Genomic DNA, 20,531 nt, shown 5'->3' with positions numbered 1-20,531 from the left:
ACGCCTAACGTGCTGTCGATCGCCAGGAGGTCACCAATGCTTCAGGTACCCACCCAGCCATAGGAGTGGGTTGTCACGCTCTGACCCCTCTATTTCCGGCCTCATCGATGAGTGAGACTGCCTCGAGATTTCCTCCGGAGGGGCCCGCGGAGTTGGGGTCTTCTAGGGACCACCTCTCGCGTCACTCGCCGCGATCTTGTCCTGCGGGTGCCCCTTCCGCGCTGGAGCGCTCCGACTGGCGCAAGAACAGCCACGAAAGCACTAGGTAGCGTCGCACCTCCCCAGTAGGTTTCTCGGCACACACCGCCGCTCGCAACAGAGCCGATCAACGGAGATCCCATGCCAGTGGACCGTCATATACCTTCGCTCTCTCACCTCCGGGCCTTCGCGCGGGCGAAAGCGACTGGTCGAAGGACCCACGTAGCGGAAGACAAAGCTCAGGTCAGTGCGCCAGCGGACAGTCGCGTGTTTGCGTTCGTCTACCAGCGCTTTCTGACGAGTGCGATCGACTTCGTAAACGCGGGCCGGCGGGGCAGCGCTCTCGCAAGCGCCCATGAGACCGCGCCCGCGCGGATGGCGGACAGCTATCGCGCGGCCGCACCGGGTATGACAAAAATTCTCGATGACCTCGATGTCACCACTGCCCGCAGGCCCCAGCGGAACGTCGTAGTCATAGATCCCGAGACAGGCGACAGCCTAGCCAGCTTGCGGCTCCACCTACTGCTCGAGGCTGCCCGTGGCTCCGCAATCGCGGCTCATCTGCACTTCCCGGAGCAGACCCTGACCCCGACCGAACAACTAATCACTGAGACAGCCGTCGGTTTGGCTGCCCAACAAGTCGACCCAGCACTCGAAGCTGCGTTCGCCGTAGTCCGAAAAGGGAGCGTGTTGATCATCGGCGACGACGCCTTCGCTCCACACAGGATTGACATGCTGAGAGAAACATCCGAGGACTATCAACGAGAATGGGAGAGCCTCGGCTGAAGTTTACCGTGGACTTTGTCCTCGAGTGCCCCGGAAGCGTCTGTATGGGTTCGGACCCTCCCGCTCGGAGCCGCAAGACAGCCGAGCCTCGAACAGAACTAGTCAGGACGTCACCTATTTGGTGCGGCTACTTGATTGCAAACCAGTCTGTGAGCGTTGACGAGTGGGTGTGGTCGTGACGCTCCGCGATCACGCATGCATGGCCGACGCGACAGCATGAGAGTCTCGAGCTGCGAACGTCGAGTCAATTGAGGAGCACAGCGAGGCGCACCTCGGGCAGTTCGACGTTCACGCCAGGTCGCGCCCGGTCCGGTCACCGGGTTCGTAGTCAGAACGGTGGTCATGGCGGTACTCGGACCATCTCAAAGAGTTACGGGTCGGACCACTGTGTTCTAGGTCCGGAGTGCAGTGAACCTGGTGACGATGGAGGGGTCGGTGTACGCCCACTCCGACCCGCCGGCACCATGAGGGCGTGACTTCGCAGACTCGGGCCCGCGAACAACGGTCAATAAAGCTTTTCGCCGCGGGCCATTCGCCCTTTAGCCTCCTCGATGCGGGCTTCGAGCCACCGGAACGCTTCTCTCTCGGCAACTTCAACGCCACCTGGCGACCGCACCCACCGATGGATCATCGCCGAAGCAGCCGCAACTGCCTGAGCTACGACGATCTCACCCACATGAGCATCCGCGCCCTTGAACAAGAGCTTAACAACGGACGCGGCAGGAAAACCCAATTTACGGACATTGCCCTCGACCTTGAGTCGACCGACTTCAGCGTAAGCATCGCTCTCAACAACGCGGTCACGGTCTCGCCGAAGCGCAAAAGCCAGCGCTCGGATTTGATCTATCCACTGATCCGCGAACGCTTGCCTTTCTGCTCGTGTATCCGCCTCCGTAAAGCGAAGGTCTCGCATCTCTTCGAGCCGGTTGGCGCGCTCCGCCAGCTCATTTGAGCGCTGGGCAGCTTCAGTCGCGGCTTGCGCAAACCGGTTGGAGCGTCGGGCCACGATCACCGCTGCGATGGCAACTCCAGCGGAAGCCAAGCCGATAATGGTTGGCACAATCAAGCTCGCCCAGATCTCGAACGCGCTCGGAGCGGAGTCGGGGTCGGAGCACAAGATGCAGATTGTCGTAGTCAACGGCACGACAGAAGCATAGGCCGCGCCGTGGGCGAACAGTCCGTCAATCGAAGACGCCGGAACAGCCAGATCCGTCACCAACCCACAAACCGAGGCTGCCCGGCACAGCACAACCTGAGCCGGGAAAAACCGAATCGGCGTCGAGCACCCGCTCCGCGATCGATGTCGAGATGACTGCGCCCTCATCGCGCGCCTGAAAGTTGATACGAGATTCAGCAACGCGCGCCACCGATCCTTCGGCGGCAGACGGTCAGCGCGAGAGGTCCTTCACTTGAGCCTCCTCACGCCGGCCGCGGAAGCGCGACGAGCGGTAACTATCCGCCCGAGCTCCCGTCCCACCGCACTCGTTCCTGCCTCCCCGGTTCCTACCTCGCCGGTTCCTGTCTGCCCCGACCCTGGGTCAGCTCTCGCAGCGTGGCGCACCACCCCAGATCACAGGGTCCCTTCTTGACGCCCGGCAGACCAGCCCAGCTCCTCTGACTATGCAGGAGGCGACAGCCACTCGTCCTACCACAAGGCTTGAGGCCGTCCGGCGGAGGACGGCGCTCATCCACGAACTAAGCGCAACGTTTTCCGCTGGAACGAGACTAGTATCGGCGCATGGCAATAAATGTCGTACGGGGAACGACCACCAAACCCGCCGCGGTCGACGAGCTCACACGCATCCTCGCGAATGAACCGCTTCTTGAGGGCGACCTCATAGTCGGCTATCCGAACCTCGGCGGCGACGCCGACGAGGCAACTCCTGAAGCTCTCTGGCTGTCACAACGCTATGGCGCGGTCCTGTTTGACGTTGTCGAGGGGACGAGCCTTGGCGCTTTTGAACAGCGACAAGACGACATATACCGGCTTTATCATTCACGGCTTATGCAGAATCGCAGCCTCGTGCAGAAGCGTAAGCTCGTGACCGAGCCGCAGATTCTCACCTTTGCTCCAGGCGTCAAGACCGGGTCCACGGGGCTTCCCGACCTCGTCGCCGATTCCGACACACTACTGCATCGGTTGTCGGACCTAGAAGAAGAAAATCTTGACCAAGAGACGTATCGAAAGCTGACATCAGCAGCGCAGAGCGTCTCGTCCATCCGCCGCGGGCGACAGACACGGGTTATCAGTGATGATACTTCTCGTGGTGCGAGGCTACTCGCCCTTGAGAATTCTATCGCTACTCTCGACAGTGGCCAGCAGAGGGCTGTCGTCGAGACCGTTGACGGCGTTCAACGCATCCGAGGGCTCGCGGGGTCAGGCAAGACAATCATTCTTGCCCTAAAGGTCGCCTATCTTCATGGGCGCCATCCCGACTGGCGAATCGCAGTCACTTTTTACACTCGATCGCTAAAGGACCAATTCAAACGACTCATCACAGCTTTCTGTATCGAGCAGAACGCGGCTGAGCCTGACTGGAGTCGAGTTCATGTTGTGAACGCTTGGGGAGGACGCGGAGGTCCAGACAGGTCTGGAATATACAAGCAATTTTGCGATGTTAATGATCTCATCTATTACGATCTCCAGTCGGCAAAGGCAGCTTTCGGCGGAGACGCGTTCGATGGAGCTGTTAAGCACGCACTTAGCCAAGTTAATGACCCTAAAGCAGTCTATGACGTCATCCTGGTCGATGAGGCGCAGGACTTCCCACCTGCGTTCCTACAAATGTGTTACGAGATGCTCAGCGAATCGCGCCGACTGGTCTATGCCTATGACGAGCTTCAAAGCTTGACCGGATCCGGCGTGCCTGAGCCGGAAGTCATCTTCGGCAAGGACAAAGGTGGTCATCCCCGCGTTTCGCTTGCGGCTACCGCGTACGACCTGGGCGCTAGGCGAGATGTAGTTCTCGAAAGGTGCTACCGGAACTCGCGCCCTGTGCTAGTTGCCGCCCACGCCGTAGGCTTCGGAGTTTATCGATCGCCCGAACCTCAGACCGGTACTGGCCTGGTACAGATGTTCGGTAAACCTGACCGGTGGCGGGATATTGGGTACCACGTCACTGACGGTGAACTCAACTCTGGCGCACAGGTCAGTCTCGCGCGTTCGCCCGATTCGAGCCCCAAATTCCTTGAGGACCATTCTTCATTCGCTGATTTGATCGAGTTTCACGGATTCAACACTCCGGAGGACCAGAACAAGTGGGTCGCGGAGCAAATTAAGAAGAACCTTGAGGACGATGAGCTCCGTCACGACGACATCATGGTCATCAGTCCCAATCCTTTTACGGCACGAAACAGGCTGGGGCCCCTCCGCCGCATTCTCCTTGAACTTGGAGTAGAGAACCACATCGCGGGTGTCGATTCGTCCGCCGACGTATTCTTCGCGACTAATAAGGACTCTATTACCTTCACGGGAATCAACCGCGCTAAGGGGAACGAGGCTGGCATGGTGTACATCGTGAACGCTGAGGAAGAGCTGGACAAAAGGTCCAATCAGGCCGTGGTACGTAATCGTCTCTTTACCGCTATCACGCGCAGCAAGGCTTGGGTCAGAGTCTGCGGAGTAGGACCTACGATGGACACCCTATCCGAAGAGCTAGACGCCGTTGCTCAGGCCAACTTTGAACTTCGTTTTACTTACCCCACCGAGTCACAACTTGCCCGTCTACGAATCGTGCACCGCGAAATGAGCCGGGCGGCGGAGGGCACTATCACGGACGCAGAGAAATCTCTCCGCGGAGTCCTCAATGGGCTCAGCAACGGCGAAGTGTTCATGGAGGACCTCGACCCTGGTGTTCTCGAGGAACTTCGCAAGATTATCGGGCCAGGAGCCTGAACAAAATGGCGAGTGCCGCAATAGCGATCGACCTCGTGAAGGAAATTTCCCGGCTCACTGTGCGCTTGGTGGAACTGGGAATGGTCGACGATCAGAACGTCTCTGTTATGACCCAGCACGCCGGGCGCCGGTGGCGCGTCGCCCAATCCGGCGCGGACATGAGCGTAGCGCTGAAAAAGCAGCCATACGCAGAAGTATACGAAGAGCTTGCGACAAGCGGCAATTACACTCTTCACATGTTAGACGGGGCGTTGATTCAGTTCAGTTACGCCGGCGGACGAGCCGGGATCGAACAGCATCGCCTGGCTTATCTCCCGGCGCCGGACCTCGAACCGTACCAGAATGATCCGGAACTTTACTTCGGTGAGAACCACTTTGTCGATATTGTAGGCCATCAAGTAATGCCGGTACCCATTCGCTTTGACTTCGATGCGCGGCCGGGGGTCGCTAGCGACGTCACCCACCCCGTCTCGCACGTCACGCTAGGGCAGTACCAGCATTGCCGGGTGCCGGTCACACGGGCAATTCTGCCCTCGGAGTTCATCACTTTCATTCTCCAGAGCTTCTACTCGACCCCCGACCATCCCCAAGAGAGCTTCTCGTCCAGAATCCTGTCCAGTCCGCGGACGATTACGCACAATGAGTCTGGTCTGACGCATATCGCCCTACCTTGAGTCCTGGCGTCGTAGGCCTAGTCCAGGAGAGCGTGTTCTCGAGGTCTGCGGTGCACGCGACGAGGTGTGGCCCTCGCAATCCTTCTTGGCACTCAGATACGGTGCTAAAGATTCTGAGAAGCGTCTACGCGGGCGGCGGCCCCGTCGTGTCACCCACGCGCAGCTCCGAGCGGAACGACGCCGGCTGCGGCTCCGCCCCCTCGAGCATTGCCAGGGCAGCACGGGCGGCAGCCTGGCCCTTCTGCACGAACGGCTGCACGAGTGTGGTCAGGTGTCGGATCGGGGTCCGGTGCAACAGGCTGTCGTCCACCGTGATGCCGTCGAACCCGACAACACTGACGTCCTCGGGCACTCGGAGTCCGGCATCGAGGGCGGCCGAGATCACCCCGACGGCGATCAGGTCGCTCTGCGCAATCACCGCGGTCGGTCGGGGGCCGTCCGCGGCGAACAGCTCGACGCCAGCCAGGCGTCCTTCTTCCACCGAGCTCCCGGCCGTCTCGATCGCGACCGCCGACGGGTAGACCTCGCGCACACCGCGGAGCCGTTCGAGCGTCGTGAACGCGATGCCCGAAGCGAAGCGGTCGTCGTCGATGCGCCCCCGGCGACGAGCAGCGTCGAGCGGCAGCGTCACGACGGTGACCGCGGCGTGCCCGAGGTCCTGCAGGTACTCCGCAGCACGGCGTGAGGCGTCCCGGTTGTCGAGCTGGACGGGGACTGCGCCCTCGATCTCGTCCGCCTCGATCGCGACGACGGGGATCTGCCGACGCCGCAGCACCGCGACGGCCGGGTCGATCCGGACGTTGCACCCGACGAGCACGACGGCGTCCATCGGAGCATCGACCAGTGGTCCGGCGCCCTGTTCGTCGTCGAGCGGACTCCGGACCAGCAAGAGCGAAGCGCCCGCAGCCCCGGCGACCTCGGCGATGCCGTCGAGCGTCAGGACGTTGACGGGGTCACGGAAGGCATCGCTCAGACGCTCGTCCATGACGACACCGATGACGCCGGAACGCCCTCGACGGAGCGAACGCGCACGGGGATCGGGACCGCCGTACCCGAGCTCCGCGGCGGCGGCGAGCACGCGCGCCTTGGCGTCCTCGGACACCGGGCCGCTGCCGCTGAACGCGAGAGAGGCCGTCGACGGCGCGACGCCCGCGGCACGGGCGACCGCGACCAGCGTCGGGCGCGACGGACGGGCGACGCCGCCGCGGGAAGGCGACGCGCCGGGTGTTGTTGCCGGTTCGTCCATCGCCGGTTAGCGTAGCGGGAACAAGTGGTCGAATCGATTCGATCGACGCAACGCACGCACCAGAACACGCAACGAAGCACGATGGGACCACCATGACGACGCCGTCCTCCCGCACCGTTCCGACCACCAGGGCCTGGATCATCGCGGTGTTCGTCGTGTTCACCCTGTCCGGGCTCGACATCGCGACGTGGCTCGGCCGGATCCCGAGCGTCCGCGACTCCCTCGGGGCGAGCACCTTCGAGATGGGTCTGCTCGTGCTCGGCATGGCCGTCGGCTCGATCGCCGGTCTGACCTTCGCCGGCCACATCGTCGCGAAGCTCGGAGCGCGCCGTGGTGTGCAGGTGGCCGCCGCCTGCCTGGCACTCGGCATGGTCTTCGCCGGCATCGCGGTCACGCTCGAGTGGGGCTTCGCCGCCATCTGGATCGCGCTGATCGCCTTCGGGTTCGGCAACGGCCTGTGCGACGTGTCGATGAACGTCTCCGGAGCCGCCGCCGAGAAGGCCGGTGGGCGCACGATCATGCCGCTGTTCCACGCAGCGTTCTCCCTCGGCACGCTCGCCGGTGCGGGCCTCGGAGCCCTGGCCGAGAAGCTCGAGATCCCGGTCTCCCTGCACTTCATCGTCCTGGTCGTCATCACGAGCGCCGCCATGCTCGTCGCCGTCACGAAGTTCCAGGACGAGCACCGGTTCGCGGAGCAGGTCTCCACCGACACCAGCCCGGTCGCGACGCCGCTCACCCGCTGGCAGGTCTGGGCGCAGCCCTCCACGATCCTCATCGGTGTGATCGTGCTCGGCATGGCGTTGGCCGAGGGCTCCGCGAACGACTGGCTGCCGCTCGCGATGATCGACGGCCACGGGCTCGACAACGCCGCCGGTGCCGGAGTGCTCACGGTGTTCCTCGCCGCGATGACCGTCGGCCGCGTGGCCGGCAGCCCCCTGATCGACAAGTTCGGTCGGGTCCCGATCCTGCGGATCAGCGCTGCCGTCGCGGTCGTCGGCCTCGGCATGCTCATCTTCATCGACAACGTGCCGCTCGCGATCGTCGGTGTCGTGCTCTGGGGCCTCGGTGCCAGCCTCGGCTTCCCGATGGGCATGTCGGCCGCGGCCGACGACCCCCGCACAGCAGCCGCCAAGGTCAGCGCCGTCGCCACCATCGGGTACGTGGCGTTCCTGGCCGGGCCGCCGCTGATCGGGTTCCTCGGTGAGCAGGTCGGACTGCTCGGTGCGCTCCTGGTCGTCTTCGTGTTCATCATCGCGGCGGGACTCGCGTCGGGTGCCGCCCGTGAGACCGGCGCCGCCGCCCGGCCGACCCGCGGGCGTGGCGACGGACACGGCGGGGGCGAGCCGCGCCTCCCGGCCGACAGCGCCGACAGCGCCGACAACGTGACGAGCGCCACCGACGCGACCAGCGCGACGAGCGCCGACAGCGCAACGAGCGCGCCGTCCGGGTCGGGACGCGACGCCCGTTAGGCTTCCCGGGTGCGTCTCGTCATCGCCCGCTGCTCCGTCGACTACGCCGGACGGCTCTCAGCCCACCTGCCGCTCGCGACCCGTCTGCTCATGCTCAAGGCGGACGGATCGCTGCTCGTGCACTCCGACGGTGGCAGCTACAAGCCGCTGAACTGGATGAGCCCGCCGTGCTCGATCGAGATGAGCGAGCCCGACGAGGAGCAGGCCGTCGGTGGCATCACCGAGGTCTGGACGGTGACGCAGAAGAAGACCCAGGACCGTCTGATCGTGTCCATCCACGAGGTCATCGCGGACCAGACCCACGACCTCGGCGTCGACCCGGGCCTGGTCAAGGACGGGGTCGAGGCGCACCTGCAGCAGCTCCTCGCGGAGCAGATCGAACTGCTCGGTGACGGCCACACCCTGGTCCGTCGCGAGTACATGACCGCCATCGGACCGGTCGACATCCTGGCGCGCGACGACGCCGGGGCGAGCGTCGCGGTCGAGATGAAGCGCAACGCCAACATCGACGCGGTCGAGCAGCTCACGCGGTACCTCGAGCTGATGAACCGCGACCCGCACCTGCGTCCGGTGCAGGGCGTGCTCGCGGCGCAGACGGTGGCGCCGCAGGCGCGCACCCTCGCCGAGGACCGCGGCATCCGCGTCCTCGTGCTCGACTACGACGCGATGCGCGGTATCGAGGGCGGGCACACCCGCCTGTTCTGAGCGCTCCCCCCTCCCCCCCCCCGGAACCAGGTTCCGGACACGGAACCGCGGAATCGCGTGGTGCTGTGTCCGGAACCTGGTTCCGCCCGACCGGGAGGCCCGGCGCACGTCCGCCCCGCCGCGTCCGTACCAGGGTGGTCCCGTCGACCGCCGCCGGTAGGGTGGACAGGACATGACCAGCCCGTTCTCCGCCATCCTGTTCGACCTCGACGGCACCATCAGCGACTCCGCGCCGGGCATCCTCGAGAGCCTGACGCACACCTTCCGCACCGTCGGCGTCCCGGTGCCCGACCACGACACGCTCATGTCCTTCGTCGGCCCGCCGATCATGGACACGTTCCGGATCGCGATGGGCATGGACGAGGAGCAGGCGGAGCACACACTCGCCGTCTACCGGGAGCACTACTTCTCGCACGGCGCCCTCGACTCGACGATGTTCCCCGGCATCGACGTCGTGCTGCGCACACTGCACGACGCCGGGCTGCCGATCTCGACCGCGACGAGCAAGCCCGAGACGCCGGCGACCTACATCCTCGAGCACTACGGGCTCACCGGGGACATCGACATCATCACGGGCGCGAGCGACGACGAGGTCCGGTCGAGCAAGGCCGACGTGGTCGAGGAAGCGCTGCGCCGCCTGCACGCCCGCGGGTTCGACACCAGCCGTCCCGTCCTGATCGGCGACCGGGTGCACGACGTCGAGGGTGCCACGGTGCACGGCGTCCCGGTGGTCTTCGCCGAGTGGGGGTACGGCTCCCCCGCCGAGGCCGAGGGCACCATCGCGAGCGCTGCCACCCCGCTCGACCTGCTCCCGATCCTGCTGCCGTGACGGGCGCGACCGACGGCGCTGGCCGGACCGGCGCGACGCGGCAGGGGCTGCGTGCCGCCGCGTGGGTGCTGCCCGCCGCCATCGTCCTCATCGCACTGAACTTCCGTGGGCCGATCGTCGCGACGGCGCCGGTCATCGGCGACGTCCGGCTCGACCTCGGCCTGACGTCCACGATCGCCGGGTTGCTGACGACGATCCCCGTGCTCTGCTTCGCCCTGGCCACGCCGTTCGCCAGCTGGGTCATCGCGAAGGCCGACCCCGAGCGCGCGGTGTCCCTGTCGCTCGTCATCGTGCTCGCCGGCACCGTCGTGCGCTCGATGCCGTCGTCCGCCGCGCTGCTCGTCGGCACCGCGGTGATCGGCATCGGCATCACGATCGGCAACGTGGTGATCCCCGTCGTCATCCGGCGCGACACGTCGCCGGAGCGCGTCGGACTCGTCACCGGCGTCTACACGTCGGCGCTCAACGTCGGGTCGATGATCACCTCGCTGGCGACCGCTCCCCTGGCGGCGCTGTGGGGCTGGCCCGTCGCCATCGCCGTGTGGGCCGTCTTCGCGGTCATCGCCGGGTTCGCCTGGACGTACGCGGTGGGTGCGCGGGCCGCGTGGCGCCGCCCGGTGCGCTCCGACGACGACGAGCCCCTGCCGATCACCGGCCCGATCGACCAGGTGCTCGACACCGGGGCGATCCGGACGATCCGCGCCGAGCGGGCTGCGGCAGCCGCTGCTGCGACCGCCGCCGAGCCGGTCCGCCCGGCGCGACGGCTGATCACGTGGGGTCTCACGCTGGCGTTCGGCGGGCAGGCGTTCTCGTACTACGCCCTGACCGCCTGGATCCCGACCCTGCTGCACGACGAGATCGGGTTCTCGAAGGCGTCCTCCGGGGCGAGCTCGTCGGTGTTCCAGATCCTGGCCGTGGTCGGTGCACTCGGCGTGCCGCTGCTCGCGACGAGGTGGCGCCCACGGGTGATCATCGCGCTCGTCGGGTTCCTGTGGCTGGCGATGCCGCTCGGGCTGCTGTTCGCCCCGCAGCTCTGGCTGCTGTGGTCGGTGCTCGGCGGCGCAGCCCAGGGCGGTGGCATCACCGTGATCTTCATCGTGATCGTGCGGATCGTCTCGAGTGACGCCGATGCCCGTCGGATGTCCGCGTTCGTGCAGGGCGGCGGGTACCTGCTCGGCTCGGCCGGGCCGCTCGTCGCCGGGGCGCTGCACGGGGCGACCGGAGACTGGACGGCACCACTGCTCGTCGTGCTCGTGTCGGTCCTGACACTCGGGGTCGTCGGCACGATCGCCGCGCGTCGCGTTTCCTGAGGGGCGCCGCCCCCGCTGCGCGGCGGGGCGCGGCGCTTCCGCGTCCCGCCAGCGCGCCCGTCAGCCGGCGAGCACCTCGCGAAGCGACATCGGTGCCCGGCCCGTGATCCGCTCGACGTCACCGGACACGTGCGCGAGGGCCCCCTCGGCGATCGCCGTGTAGGTGCTCACCCACGCGTCGGCCTGCCACGGCTCGGGGTTCCACTGCGCCCGCGACGCGTACGCCTCGTCGAGAGTCTCCGGGTGGTAGGTCACCGTGCGGCCGCGGACCTCGGACACCACGGCAGCCGCCTCTGCCAGCGTGATCGCTGCCGGCCCGGTCAGTTCGTACGTGCGGTCCAGGTGCGCTCCCGGGTCCCGCAGCACGGTGGTCGCGACCCGTGCGACGTCCGCACGGGCGACCGCCGCCATGGCGCCGTCGCCTGCGGGGCCGCGGATCACGCCGTCCTCACCGACGAGGTCCTCGACGAAGTCCAGGTAGAAGCTGTCCCGCAGGAACGTGTGTGCCGTGTCGGTCGCGCGGATCGCCTGCTCGGTCGCCCAGTGGTCGCGCCCGAGGGTGAAGGTCGCGTCCTCTGCCGCACCGAGGAACGAGGTGTAGACGACGTGCCGGACGCCGGCCGCGGCAGCCGCCGCGACGAACGTGCGGTGCTGGTCGAGCCGGTCCTCGGCCTCGGCAGCGGACACCATCAGGAGGACGTCGACGCCCTCGAGCGCCGCACGACTCGCCTCGGCGTCGGCGAACGTCGCGACGGCGACCTCGGCGCCGGGCAGCTCCGGGGCGCGTGCAGCGTCGCGCACGATCATGCGGAACGGCACGCCGTCCGCGGCGAGCGCGCGTGCGACGGCGCCTCCGATGTTGCCGGTCGCTCCGGTGATGGCGATGGTCATGGTCGCTCCTTCGATCGGTGTCGCGTCGGTCTGCTGGTCACGTCCGCACCGTCCTGGAGGCACGGATCACCGTGGGTGCGACCCTCGCCGCGTTCACGCCGTCGACCTCCACCGCCCACGCGCGCGCGGTGTCGTGGTCGCGTCCGTGGCGCATGTGGCGACCGACCAGGCGGTCGACCCGCACGCCGTCGTCGACGACGCAGAACCAGGTCTCGGTGAACAGGTCGCCGAGCGCTGCCCACGGTTCGGTGTCGTCGAGCAGGTAGTTCCCCTCGGAGACCACGAGCCGCGTGGTCGGCGCGACGGCGATGCTGCCAGCGACGGGCTCGTCGATGCGACGGTCGAAGTCCGGCGCCCAGACCGTGGTGTCGGCAGCGACGAGTCGTCGGACCAGGGCGACGTAGCCGTCGGCGTCGAAGGTGTCGACGGCCCCCTTGCGACCGTGTCGGCCGAGGGCGTCGAGCGCGGCGTTCGACAGGTGGAAGCCGTCCATCGGCACCTGGACCGCCGTGCCGGCCCCGAGTCGCTCGTCGACTGCGGCGACCACGCGTCGGGCCAGGGTCGACTTGCCCGAACCGGGAGCACCCGCGATGCCGAGCACCGTCCGCTGCCCCGCCGCGGCCAGCTCGACCGCACGCTCGACGGCTTCGTCGACGCTGCTGTCCTGGTGGCTCACGGCCCCATCCTGGCAGAGCGCGCCGACACCGGACCGCGGTGGTTCACTGGCCGCATGGTCGATGCGACGAAGGCGTTCAGCGGGTTCTCGGTGCGCGATGTCCCCGAGGCGAAGGCGTTCTACGAGGACGTCCTGGGGGTCGAGGTCACCGAGGACCACGGCATGCTCTTCCTGCAGCTCGGCGACGGCCACGGCGTCCTCGTCTACCCGAAGGGCCCTGCCCACGAACCGGCCGCCTTCACGGTGCTGAACTTCCCGGTGCCGGACGTCGACGCCGCGGTGGACGAGCTCACCGCGAAGGGCGTCGCGTTCCTGCACTACGAGGGGATGACCGACGAGAAGGGCGTGAACCGCGGGGGCGGGCCGCTCATCGCCTGGTTCACGGACCCGTCGGGCAACGTCCTCAGCGTCGTCGCCGAGTGACGGACCACGTCAGCGGGTGAGCGCGCCCGCCCACGCCAGCGCGACGGGTACGAGCAGCCCGTGCCGGTGGTGCGGGAGCTCGGCGATGGGCAGCCACCGCGACTCGTCCGTCGATCCGTCGACCTCGTCGCGCAGTGCACCGCCGACGACCGTCGCGCGGAACACGACCTGCACGGCCTTCATCGGGCGCCCGTTGGCGTGGATCCGACGCTCGGCGGGGACGACGTGGTGCCGGACACCCAGCAGGGCGCCGACCTCGGACTCGTACCCGGTCTCCTCGCGGACCTCGCGCACGACTGCCTGCTCGACGGTCTCGTCGAACTCGACGCCTCCGCCCGGCAGCGTCCACGTGCCGGCCTCGGGGAAACGCAGCTTCGCCAGGAGCACCCGGTCACCATCCGTGATCACGCCGTACGCGGCGAGCCGGGTGTCGTAGTCGGTGTACTCCATGGGCCGACCATGCCAGGTGGGCGCGCCGACGCACGCAAGCCGCGCCGTGCCTCCCGTCCGTGCTCCCGGGCCACGTCGTCAGGCGTCGACGCGCGCTGCCGTCCAACCGACGCGCATCCGGGCGACGGCGCGGTCGAAGCCGCTCAGCGGCTCGGCGCCGTCGCGGATCATCGCCTGCAGCTGCAGCCCCTCGTACAGCGCCAGGAGCTGCTCGGCGGCGTGCCGGGGCGAGGTGCCGCGCGGTTCGCGCGCAGCGACGACGTCGCGGACCAGGGCGAGGGTGAGGTCCTCGAACGCGCGGGTGTACTGGGTGCGGAACCACCCGGCTGCGGGGTGATCGGGGTTCGACGCGGCGCTGAGTACGGCGATCCGGAGCCGGACGAGGGCCGGGTCCGTGATGCCGGCCTCGAGCCGGGCACGCAGGTACGCGACGGCACCCTCCCGTTCGGCGACCGGCCACAGCGCGAGTCGGCTGCCGTTGTTCCACCGGTCGATGACCGCGACGACGAGCAGTTCCCACATCGGGAACGCGCGGCTGACCTCGGCGACCGGGACACCGGTGTGCTCGGCGACCTCGTCCGGACCGACCCGGTGGAAGTCCGTCGTGCGGTACGCCTCGATCGCACCGGACACGATGCGTGCACGGAGCTCGGCGTCGGGCGTGGGCATGCAGACGATTGTCCGGGCAGGTGGAACACCGCGCGACCGCCAGTTCAGGGGGCGCGAGCCCGGATCAGTGCCGGTCGAACGTCAGTACCGGTCGAACGTCAGTGTCTCGTTGTCCGGAGCCCGCACGACGCCGGTCCGGGCGAACTCCGCCCAGATCGCACGGAAGGCCCGGCCGCGCCGCTCGACCTCGGGCCAGTCGTGCTCGGGCACGAAGCGGGTGCCGGCCCAGGCCTCGCGGCCGCCGAGCAGCAGCGGCAGGTCGCTCATGTGCACGGCACCGGTCGGCGCGGTCGTCACGCCGCGGACGAGCCGGTAGGACGTCGCTCGCCCACCGGCTCGACGGTGCCGCGCGGTGAAGCGTCGGACGTCGCGGCTGTAGATGACGTCGGAGAGCGGACGGACCACCCACCAACGGAGTGCCGGGCGCAGGATCCTCGACCGAGCGACCCGCGACAGACCGCGGACCAGCGGCACGTACATGCCGGTCTCGTCCGTCGCGGAACCGATCAGGACGTCGACGTCCGGTGCGACCCGGCTCCAGGCCGCATCGAGGTCGCGTTCGGCGGGCAACGGGGCGAAGCCGTACTGGGTGCCGAACGGCATCCCGCCCGCGAGACCGTACGGTGCGGCCGCCCGGGTGCCGAGGGCCTGTCGTTCGAGCAGGTCGTCGAGCGGGGTGTCGGCGTGCACGGTGCCGACGGCCCGGATCATCGCGCGGTTCATCCGGGATCGGCGGCGGGACAACCCGAGCGGTGCGCTCTGGATGATCGCGCGGCGGAACAGGCCGGCAGCGCCCTCGCTGATCATCAGGTGAGCAGCTGCGTCACCGCCGGCGGACTGCCCGAACACGGTCACCAGGTCGGGGTCGCCACCGAACGCGGCGATGTTCGCCCGCACCCAGCGGAGCGACTCGATCAGGTCGAGCAGGCCGAGGTTCGCCGGGATCGCGTTCCCGTCGCCCAGGAACCCGAGCACCCCGAGCCGGAAGGTCACCGATACCACGATCACGCGCTGCTCGGTCACGAGGTCACGGGCGTCGTAGATCGGCAGGTCGCCGCCGCCGATGACGTACGAGCCGCCGTGGATCCAGACCATCACGGGCAGACGCTCGTCGGGTGCGACGTCGGCCGGCAGGGTGATCGACAGGCGCTGGCAGTGCTCGTCGACGGTGATGTCCTCGACCTCGCCCAGCAGCTGGTCGACGAACTGCGCATGCGGCTGCGGGGCCACCGGTGACGGTGTCGACGCGTGCAGCTCGCTGGCGAAGGGCGGCATCGGCTCCGGGGGCGCGAACCGGTCGGCCCGTGCGTACGGGATCCCGAGCACGCGGATCACGTCGCCGTCGACGGTGCCGATGATGCGTCCGGCCGGGGTGTCGAAGGGGGCTGGGGTCGCGTCGAGCATGGCGTCCACGCTACCGAGGGTCGCTGACCCGATCGCGGGTCGGTTCCGCGACCGGACCCGACGAACCGGGCGCGGCGGACGCGGCCACGACGTGCACGTGCGAGCCCTTGACACGGCTCGGCGCGGACGAAAGGGTGAAGCGGTATCGAATAACAACTCGAGGGGGGTTTTCGTGTCCGACGCAGGAACGATGACGAAGAAGGGTCGAGGGACGACGTCCACTCGGCGAGTCGCACTGATGCTGGGTGCTGCACTGATCGCGGGGATCGGCATGACGGCCACGGCGGAACCGGCGCACGCCGGGCCCATCGGCCTCATGCCCGACTGCAGCAACCGCAAGGCGGTCCAGATCAAGACCACGGGCCTGACCATGAACACCTGGTTCTACAAGAACGACCGGAAGAAGATCTCGTCCGGCAAGTACCGCTGGAGCTACCGCGGCGAGATGTACACGTTGGACGTGGGTCGTCAGCAGTGGATCTCGGCCGGGTCGACGAGCCACACCTGCACCGGCAAGTGACCCGCTGATCCCGCAGGGATCCTGCGCGATGGCCGAGCCCGTGACGTCCACGACGACGTCGCGGGCTCGGTCGTTCCGCCCGGGGGCCGTGTCACCGGCCGCCGCAAAACTACACACCGGGTGGTTTTTGGGGTAGCGTCGTCATCGATCTCGCCGCGGAGCATCGCTCCTCGACGGACTGCGACACCTGGTTGTCGCGACACCCAGACAGGACCGAAGGAGCCTCTGCAATGCCCACCACTTCTGTGCAGCTGTACTCGCTGCGAGACGCCATCGCCGAAGACCTCGACAAGGCCATCGCCCGCGTCGCCGAGATCGGGTACGAGAACGTCGAGCCCTACGCGTTCGTCGAGCGTGCCGCTGACCTCGAGCGCGCCTTCGCCGCGACCGGCCTCAAGGCGCCGTCCGGCCACGTCGCCGTGATCGACGCCGAGGACACCGCCCCGATCTGGGACGCCGCGGAGCGCCTCGGCATCCAGACGGTCATCGACCCGTTCATCCCGACCGACCGCTGGCAGACCGCCGACGACGTCGCGAAGATCGCCGAGCGCGTCAACGTCCTGACCGCCGAGGCAGCCTCGCGCGGCCTGAAGTTCGGGTACCACAACCACCAGTGGGAGTTCACGAACAAGGTCGACGGCCGCACGGTCTACGACCACTTCGTGTCGCAGATCAGCCCGGAGACGGTGCTCGAGCTCGACACCTTCTGGGCCACCGTCGGCGGCGCCGACGCCCCCGCCGTCCTGAAGGCGCTCGGCGACCGCGTCGTCGCCATCCACGTCAAGGACGGCAAGGTCGACGGTGACATCCTCACCGCGCTGCCCTCGTCCGAGAGCGCGCTCGTCGTGCCCGAGGCGCTCCAGCGCGCGTTCGAGAACCAGACCCCCGCCGGTCAGGGCGACGTCAACGTGTCCGGCATCCTCGCCGCGGCGCCGCAGGCCATCCGCGTCGTCGAGTTCGACGCCTACTCGGGCGACGTCTTCGAGGGCATCACCGAGTCGCTCGCGTGGCTGAAGGACAACGACAAGTGAGCCGTGTCGGTCTCGGCATCATCGGTGCCGGCAACATCTCCACGCAGTACCTGGAGAACCTGACCAAGTTCGCCGACGTCGAGGTCCGCTTCGTCGCCGACGTGCTGCTCGACCGCGCGGCCGCACAGGCCGCCGACTACGGCGTGGCCGCTTCGGGTTCGGTCGAGGAGCTCCTCGCCCGCGACGACATCAGCATCGTGATCAACCTGACGATCCCGGCGGCCCACGCCGAGGTCGACCAGCAGATCATCGACGCCGGCAAGCACGTGTGGAGCGAGAAGCCGATCGCGACCGACCACGCGTCGGCGGCAGCGGTTCTCGAGTCCGCGAAGACGAAGGGCCTGCGCGTCGCGACGGCACCGGACACCGTGCTGGGAGCGGGCATCCAGACGGCCCTGCGTGCCATCGCCCGTGGCGACATCGGCGAGCCGCTCTCCGCCACCACGCTGTTCCACGTCCCCGGCCCGGAGGCGTGGCACCCGAACCCGGACTTCCTGTTCGCCCAGGGTGCCGGTCCGCTGTTCGACATGGGTCCGTACTACGTGACCACGCTCGTGCACGCGTTCGGCACCGCATCGCGCGTGCAGGCCGTGTCATCGAAGTCGCTCGACCGTCGCACGATCGCGTCCGGACCCCGTGCCGGCGAGACGTTCCCGGTCGAGGTCCCCACGCACCACGCCGCGCTGATCGAGTTCGCCGGTGGGCAGTCCGCCCAGTCGACGTTCTCGTTCCAGCACGCGCTGCCCCGCATGGGCTTCGTCGAGATCAACGGCACGCTCGGCACGATCTCGCTGCCGGACCCGAACACGTTCGAGGGTTCGTCCCAGCTGTGGCGTTACGGGCAGGACGAGCCCGAGACGCTCGAGGCGGTCGGCTCCACGTGGGGTCGCGGCACCGGTGTCGTCGAGCTCGCCCGCGCCATCGCCGAGGACCGTCCCGAGCGAGCCTCGGGCGCGGTCGCGCTGCACGTCCTCGACGTCCTGCTCGGCATCCGGGACGCCGCCGCGTCGGGGTCGGCCGTCGACATCACGTCGACCGTGGACGCCATCCCGCCACTGCCCGAGGACTTCGACCCCGCGGCCGCGGTCCTGACGGCCTAGGCGCGCACCACGCGCACCACTTGGTGAGCAGAAATGGTCGGGTACCCGTACGGGACCCGACCATTTCTGCTCACGAAACGCGCGCACGAAGCGCGCGCATCGCTCACTCCGGCGGCGCGGGCACGATCTGCTCGAGCAACCGCAGCACCTTCTCACCGTCGACGGCCTCGGGGTCGAGCAGCCACTGCACCTGCAGCCCGTCGGACGCCGCGATGCTGAGCGACGCGAGGTCGACCGGGTCCAGGTCGGCGCGGATCCGCCCCGCGGCTTGGTCCGCCTCGATCAACGCAGCGAGGTCGGCCCGGAGCCGCGTGAACCGTTCCCGCATGAAGTCGCGGGTCGCCGGGTGCCCCTCCTGCACGGCGTCGGCCGCGAGCGTCGTGTACAGCTGCACGAGCCCTGGCACCGCGCGGTTGCGCGAGGCACTGTCGCGCATGTCCCCGATCGCCGACTTCAAGCGGTCGGGCGCACCCTGCTCGCGCACCTCGTGCTCGCGGTAGACGGCGAGCAGCAGTTCGTCGCGGCTCGGGAAGTAGTGGCGCAGCGCGGCGTGGGTGATCCCGAGGGCCTCGGCCACCGATCGCAGCGACGACGCGTCGACACCCTGTTCCGCGACCATCCGGATCATCTCGTCGAGGATCTGGGTCCGGCGCTCGGCACCCTTGCGGTACCCGCCGCGTCGCGGCGGGGCCGCGTCGTCGTCGGCAGGGTGCGTCATGCACCCAACTTACCGCTGGAAGGTTTTAGCACCACCCCAGGACTGGAGGCCCGTGGCCGGGTCGCGTCAGCCCCGGTCGTCGACCGTGTACTCGTCCACCGGCACGGGCAGCCCCTCGGCGAGCGCGTCGCTGATCTTCGTCAGCGACTCCGCGAGGACGGCGTTGTCCGCGTCGGACAGGTTGTCGAGGACCTCGACCACGGCTTCGTGGAAACGGGCGTACGAGGCGTCGATCTTCTCGGCGGCGAGGTCGGTGGGTTCGAGGACCTGCGCTCGCCGATCGGTCGGGTGGGCGGTGCGGACGAGGAGTCCCTTGTCGACCAGCGAGTCGACGAGCTTCGTGACCGAGGCGTTCGACACCGTCAGCATGACGGCGAGGTCCTTCGGCCCCATGGTCCGGCCGTCCCGGTGCGCTTGCAGCATGTACCGGATCGCCAGCGACTCGTTCTTGCTCAGGCCGCTCTCGATGCGCGCCGACTCGACCTGCTGCTCCTCGGCGTGCTGCAGGCGCAGCAGTGCGTCGACGGCGGTCTTCGCGGCCTCGGATCGGGGCTCGCGGGCGTAGAGGTGGACGTGCTCTCGACGGACGACGGTCAACGGCATGCGATCATGCGCTCCTTGCTACGCGGCGGGGACGGTGAAGAAGTCGGCGTACGCCGGCTCGGCGCGCGCGGCGAGCAGCGACGGGTCCTCGATGCGGCGCTCGACGTAGGCGTCGATGACGGCGGGGTCGGTCAGACCGATGCGGGTGTGGCTGCCACCGATCCGTGCCGCCCGAGGCATCCCGGAGTACGTGCTGTGCATGTCTGATCCCGCCCTTCTGCGGCCGTTCGTCCCCTGCGGACGTGAGAACTGTTTCACAACGTGAACGTTCTCCGCAACGAACGATTCGGAAAATGTACGTTTCGCGCGCCGAATCGTTCGCATCGTGCGTGCAGCCGACCGCCGGCAGCGTCAGAGCATCGCTGCGGCCATGACCGCCACCGCGATGCCCATGGCGAGCGTCTCGACGACGGGGAGTGCCCGAGCGCGACGCCGGAGGCCGTCCCGCACCATGTGGGCGGTGAGCAGCAGGTAGCCGGTGGTCAGGCCGCCGAGGACGACCTGCCACGTCACGGCGACCGCGCCACCGTGTCCGTGCATGCCGGCACCCGTCATGCCGGTCATGCCGGGGTCGTGCGCCATGCCGACCCCCAGCGCGCCCATCACCAGCAGCCCGAGCGCGGCGTGCAACCGCCCGAACCGACCGTGCGCCGACGCGACCCGGACCACCGGAGCCGACCCGGGCCTCCCGTCCGCACCGGACGCGCTCTGCACCCGGTGCACCATGGCGACCACCACGGCGAGCAGCGCGAGGACCACGAACCAGAGCACGCCGGGCAGGACTCGGGGCGCGAAGGCCCCGTCCACCATCGCGGCCACCATCACGACCGCTGCCACCACGTCGACCGCACGGCCGGGGCGCCACGCCCCGACCGTGCAGCAGGCTCCGGCGGACGCCGGCACGATCGCGGCGAGCCCGAGCAGGTCGGTCACG

General features: G+C 68.1%; 23 protein-coding genes. 12 read left to right on the top strand and 11 right to left on the bottom strand.

Going from position 1 to position 20,531, the window contains the following annotated elements:
• Positions 1–465 precede the first annotated feature (465 nt).
• Positions 466–984 carry a hypothetical protein gene (locus tag ACGH48_RS00485; protein ID WP_396289782.1) on the top strand — a complete coding sequence of 173 codons (519 nt, stop codon included), beginning with the start codon at positions 466–468 and terminating at the stop codon, positions 982–984.
• Between the two features lie 472 nt (positions 985–1,456).
• Positions 1,457–1,936, top strand: a complete 480-nt coding sequence (locus ACGH48_RS00480) for a hypothetical protein (RefSeq protein WP_396289781.1) — start codon at positions 1,457–1,459, stop codon at positions 1,934–1,936.
• A gap of 229 nt (positions 1,937–2,165) precedes the next feature.
• Here the strand turns inward: ACGH48_RS00480 and ACGH48_RS00475 are convergent, their stop codons facing one another.
• Positions 2,166–2,351, bottom strand: a complete 186-nt coding sequence (locus ACGH48_RS00475) for a hypothetical protein (RefSeq protein WP_396289780.1) — start codon at positions 2,349–2,351, stop codon at positions 2,166–2,168.
• A gap of 371 nt (positions 2,352–2,722) precedes the next feature.
• Here ACGH48_RS00475 and ACGH48_RS00470 point away from each other — a divergent pair, with 371 nt between their 5' ends.
• Together ACGH48_RS00470 and ACGH48_RS00465 are read left to right on the top strand one after the other, a co-directional pair.
• Positions 2,723–4,879 carry a DEAD/DEAH box helicase gene (locus ACGH48_RS00470; protein WP_396289779.1) on the top strand — a complete coding sequence of 719 codons (2,157 nt, stop codon included), beginning with the start codon at positions 2,723–2,725 and terminating at the stop codon, positions 4,877–4,879.
• Positions 4,880–4,884: 5 nt separating this feature from the next.
• The gene (locus ACGH48_RS00465; protein ID WP_396289778.1) at positions 4,885–5,553 is read left to right on the top strand and encodes a DUF2290 domain-containing protein; all 669 of its coding nucleotides are present in this window, start codon (positions 4,885–4,887) and stop codon (positions 5,551–5,553) included.
• A 124-nt stretch (positions 5,554–5,677) separates the two neighbouring features.
• On the opposite strand, the gene ACGH48_RS00460 is transcribed toward ACGH48_RS00465, so the two are convergent.
• Positions 5,678–6,799, bottom strand: coding sequence for a LacI family DNA-binding transcriptional regulator (locus ACGH48_RS00460; RefSeq protein WP_396289777.1), 1,122 nt, complete (start codon positions 6,797–6,799; stop codon positions 5,678–5,680).
• Positions 6,800–6,891: 92 nt separating this feature from the next.
• Between ACGH48_RS00460 and ACGH48_RS00455 the strand changes: the two genes are divergently transcribed.
• The 4 genes from ACGH48_RS00455 to ACGH48_RS00440 all read left to right on the top strand — a co-directional run bounded on the left by ACGH48_RS00455 (position 6,892) and on the right by ACGH48_RS00440 (position 11,112).
• A complete protein-coding gene (locus tag ACGH48_RS00455) occupies positions 6,892–8,268 on the top strand; it encodes an MFS transporter (protein WP_396289776.1) in 1,377 nt (458 codons plus the stop codon).
• Between the two features lie 9 nt (positions 8,269–8,277).
• Positions 8,278–8,973: an endonuclease NucS gene (nucS, locus tag ACGH48_RS00450; protein ID WP_123311144.1), complete on the top strand. Its 696-nt coding sequence runs from the start codon at positions 8,278–8,280 to the stop codon at positions 8,971–8,973.
• A 172-nt stretch (positions 8,974–9,145) separates the two neighbouring features.
• Complete coding sequence (locus tag ACGH48_RS00445) at positions 9,146–9,802, top strand: HAD hydrolase-like protein (RefSeq protein ID WP_396289775.1); 657 nt, start codon at positions 9,146–9,148, stop codon at positions 9,800–9,802.
• Positions 9,799–11,112, top strand: coding sequence for a CynX/NimT family MFS transporter (locus tag ACGH48_RS00440; RefSeq protein WP_396289774.1), 1,314 nt, complete (start codon positions 9,799–9,801; stop codon positions 11,110–11,112). Before ACGH48_RS00445 ends, ACGH48_RS00440 begins: the two co-directional genes overlap by 4 nt.
• A 60-nt stretch (positions 11,113–11,172) precedes the next feature.
• On the opposite strand, the gene ACGH48_RS00435 is transcribed toward ACGH48_RS00440, so the two are convergent.
• A complete protein-coding gene (locus ACGH48_RS00435; protein ID WP_396289773.1) occupies positions 11,173–12,003 on the bottom strand; it encodes an SDR family oxidoreductase in 831 nt (276 codons plus the stop codon).
• A 37-nt stretch (positions 12,004–12,040) separates the two neighbouring features.
• Positions 12,041–12,679 carry a nucleoside/nucleotide kinase family protein gene (locus tag ACGH48_RS00430; RefSeq protein ID WP_396289772.1) on the bottom strand — a complete coding sequence of 213 codons (639 nt, stop codon included), beginning with the start codon at positions 12,677–12,679 and terminating at the stop codon, positions 12,041–12,043.
• Between the two features lie 54 nt (positions 12,680–12,733).
• Here ACGH48_RS00430 and ACGH48_RS00425 point away from each other — a divergent pair, with 54 nt between their 5' ends.
• On the top strand, positions 12,734–13,102 hold the full coding sequence (locus ACGH48_RS00425; protein WP_396289770.1) for a VOC family protein: 369 nt from the start codon (positions 12,734–12,736) through the stop codon (positions 13,100–13,102).
• A gap of 9 nt (positions 13,103–13,111) precedes the next feature.
• On the opposite strand, the gene ACGH48_RS00420 is transcribed toward ACGH48_RS00425, so the two are convergent.
• From ACGH48_RS00420 to ACGH48_RS00410, 3 genes are all read right to left on the bottom strand, one after another.
• Entirely contained in the window at positions 13,112–13,552 is a 441-nt protein-coding gene (locus tag ACGH48_RS00420) for an NUDIX hydrolase (protein WP_123311152.1), read from the bottom strand.
• A gap of 78 nt (positions 13,553–13,630) precedes the next feature.
• A complete protein-coding gene (locus ACGH48_RS00415) occupies positions 13,631–14,221 on the bottom strand; it encodes a TetR/AcrR family transcriptional regulator (protein ID WP_340196653.1) in 591 nt (196 codons plus the stop codon).
• Positions 14,222–14,302: 81 nt separating this feature from the next.
• Positions 14,303–15,625 carry a carboxylesterase family protein gene (locus ACGH48_RS00410; protein ID WP_396289769.1) on the bottom strand — a complete coding sequence of 441 codons (1,323 nt, stop codon included), beginning with the start codon at positions 15,623–15,625 and terminating at the stop codon, positions 14,303–14,305.
• 172 nt (positions 15,626–15,797) lie between these two features.
• Between ACGH48_RS00410 and ACGH48_RS00405 the strand changes: the two genes are divergently transcribed.
• The 3 genes from ACGH48_RS00405 to ACGH48_RS00395 all read left to right on the top strand — a co-directional run bounded on the left by ACGH48_RS00405 (position 15,798) and on the right by ACGH48_RS00395 (position 18,276).
• Complete coding sequence (locus tag ACGH48_RS00405) at positions 15,798–16,145, top strand: hypothetical protein (protein WP_148061705.1); 348 nt, start codon at positions 15,798–15,800, stop codon at positions 16,143–16,145.
• Positions 16,146–16,375: 230 nt separating this feature from the next.
• On the top strand, positions 16,376–17,176 hold the full coding sequence (locus ACGH48_RS00400) for a sugar phosphate isomerase/epimerase (protein WP_185021267.1): 801 nt from the start codon (positions 16,376–16,378) through the stop codon (positions 17,174–17,176).
• Positions 17,173–18,276, top strand: coding sequence for a Gfo/Idh/MocA family protein (locus ACGH48_RS00395; protein ID WP_396289768.1), 1,104 nt, complete (start codon positions 17,173–17,175; stop codon positions 18,274–18,276). The genes ACGH48_RS00400 and ACGH48_RS00395 overlap by 4 nt, the downstream gene beginning before the upstream one ends.
• A 103-nt stretch (positions 18,277–18,379) precedes the next feature.
• Here ACGH48_RS00395 and ACGH48_RS00390 read toward each other — a convergent pair whose 3' ends face one another.
• From ACGH48_RS00390 to ACGH48_RS00375, 4 genes are all read right to left on the bottom strand, one after another.
• Positions 18,380–18,994: a TetR/AcrR family transcriptional regulator gene (locus tag ACGH48_RS00390; protein ID WP_123311162.1), complete on the bottom strand. Its 615-nt coding sequence runs from the start codon at positions 18,992–18,994 to the stop codon at positions 18,380–18,382.
• A 66-nt stretch (positions 18,995–19,060) separates the two neighbouring features.
• Positions 19,061–19,597, bottom strand: a complete 537-nt coding sequence (locus ACGH48_RS00385; RefSeq protein ID WP_123311164.1) for a MarR family winged helix-turn-helix transcriptional regulator — start codon at positions 19,595–19,597, stop codon at positions 19,061–19,063.
• A gap of 18 nt (positions 19,598–19,615) precedes the next feature.
• A complete protein-coding gene (locus ACGH48_RS00380; RefSeq protein ID WP_222659047.1) occupies positions 19,616–19,798 on the bottom strand; it encodes a hypothetical protein in 183 nt (60 codons plus the stop codon).
• 150 nt (positions 19,799–19,948) lie between these two features.
• Complete coding sequence (locus tag ACGH48_RS00375) at positions 19,949–20,530, bottom strand: hypothetical protein (RefSeq protein ID WP_396289767.1); 582 nt, start codon at positions 20,528–20,530, stop codon at positions 19,949–19,951.
• Between the last annotated feature and the right edge of the window lies 1 nt (position 20,531).

The organism is Curtobacterium pomorum (assembly GCF_044497295.1).
GTDB lineage: Bacteria > Actinomycetota > Actinomycetes > Actinomycetales > Microbacteriaceae > Curtobacterium.
The sequence above is the reverse complement of the archived record's forward strand: the minus strand, read 5'-3'. Positions and strand labels throughout refer to the sequence as shown.

Bases quoted from the DNA above. Each gene is read 5' to 3' on its own strand.
- ACGH48_RS00470 (WP_396289779.1), top strand. From the start codon at position 2,723: ATGGCAATAAATGTCGTACGGGGAACGACCACCAAACCCGCCGCGGTC.
- ACGH48_RS00465 (WP_396289778.1), top strand. From the start codon at position 4,885: ATGGCGAGTGCCGCAATAGCGATCGACCTCGTGAAGGAAATTTCCCGG.
- ACGH48_RS00460 (WP_396289777.1), bottom strand. From the start codon at position 6,799: ATGGACGAACCGGCAACAACACCCGGCGCGTCGCCTTCCCGCGGCGGC.
- ACGH48_RS00455 (WP_396289776.1), top strand. From the start codon at position 6,892: ATGACGACGCCGTCCTCCCGCACCGTTCCGACCACCAGGGCCTGGATC.
- ACGH48_RS00445 (WP_396289775.1), top strand. From the start codon at position 9,146: ATGACCAGCCCGTTCTCCGCCATCCTGTTCGACCTCGACGGCACCATC.
- ACGH48_RS00435 (WP_396289773.1), bottom strand. From the start codon at position 12,003: ATGACCATCGCCATCACCGGAGCGACCGGCAACATCGGAGGCGCCGTC.
- ACGH48_RS00425 (WP_396289770.1), top strand. From the start codon at position 12,734: ATGGTCGATGCGACGAAGGCGTTCAGCGGGTTCTCGGTGCGCGATGTC.
- ACGH48_RS00420 (WP_123311152.1), bottom strand. From the start codon at position 13,552: ATGGAGTACACCGACTACGACACCCGGCTCGCCGCGTACGGCGTGATC.
- ACGH48_RS00415 (WP_340196653.1), bottom strand. From the start codon at position 14,221: ATGCCCACGCCCGACGCCGAGCTCCGTGCACGCATCGTGTCCGGTGCG.
- ACGH48_RS00410 (WP_396289769.1), bottom strand. From the start codon at position 15,625: ATGCTCGACGCGACCCCAGCCCCCTTCGACACCCCGGCCGGACGCATC.
- ACGH48_RS00400 (WP_185021267.1), top strand. From the start codon at position 16,376: ATGCCCACCACTTCTGTGCAGCTGTACTCGCTGCGAGACGCCATCGCC.
- ACGH48_RS00390 (WP_123311162.1), bottom strand. From the start codon at position 18,994: ATGACGCACCCTGCCGACGACGACGCGGCCCCGCCGCGACGCGGCGGG.
- ACGH48_RS00385 (WP_123311164.1), bottom strand. From the start codon at position 19,597: ATGCCGTTGACCGTCGTCCGTCGAGAGCACGTCCACCTCTACGCCCGC.
- ACGH48_RS00380 (WP_222659047.1), bottom strand. From the start codon at position 19,798: ATGCACAGCACGTACTCCGGGATGCCTCGGGCGGCACGGATCGGTGGC.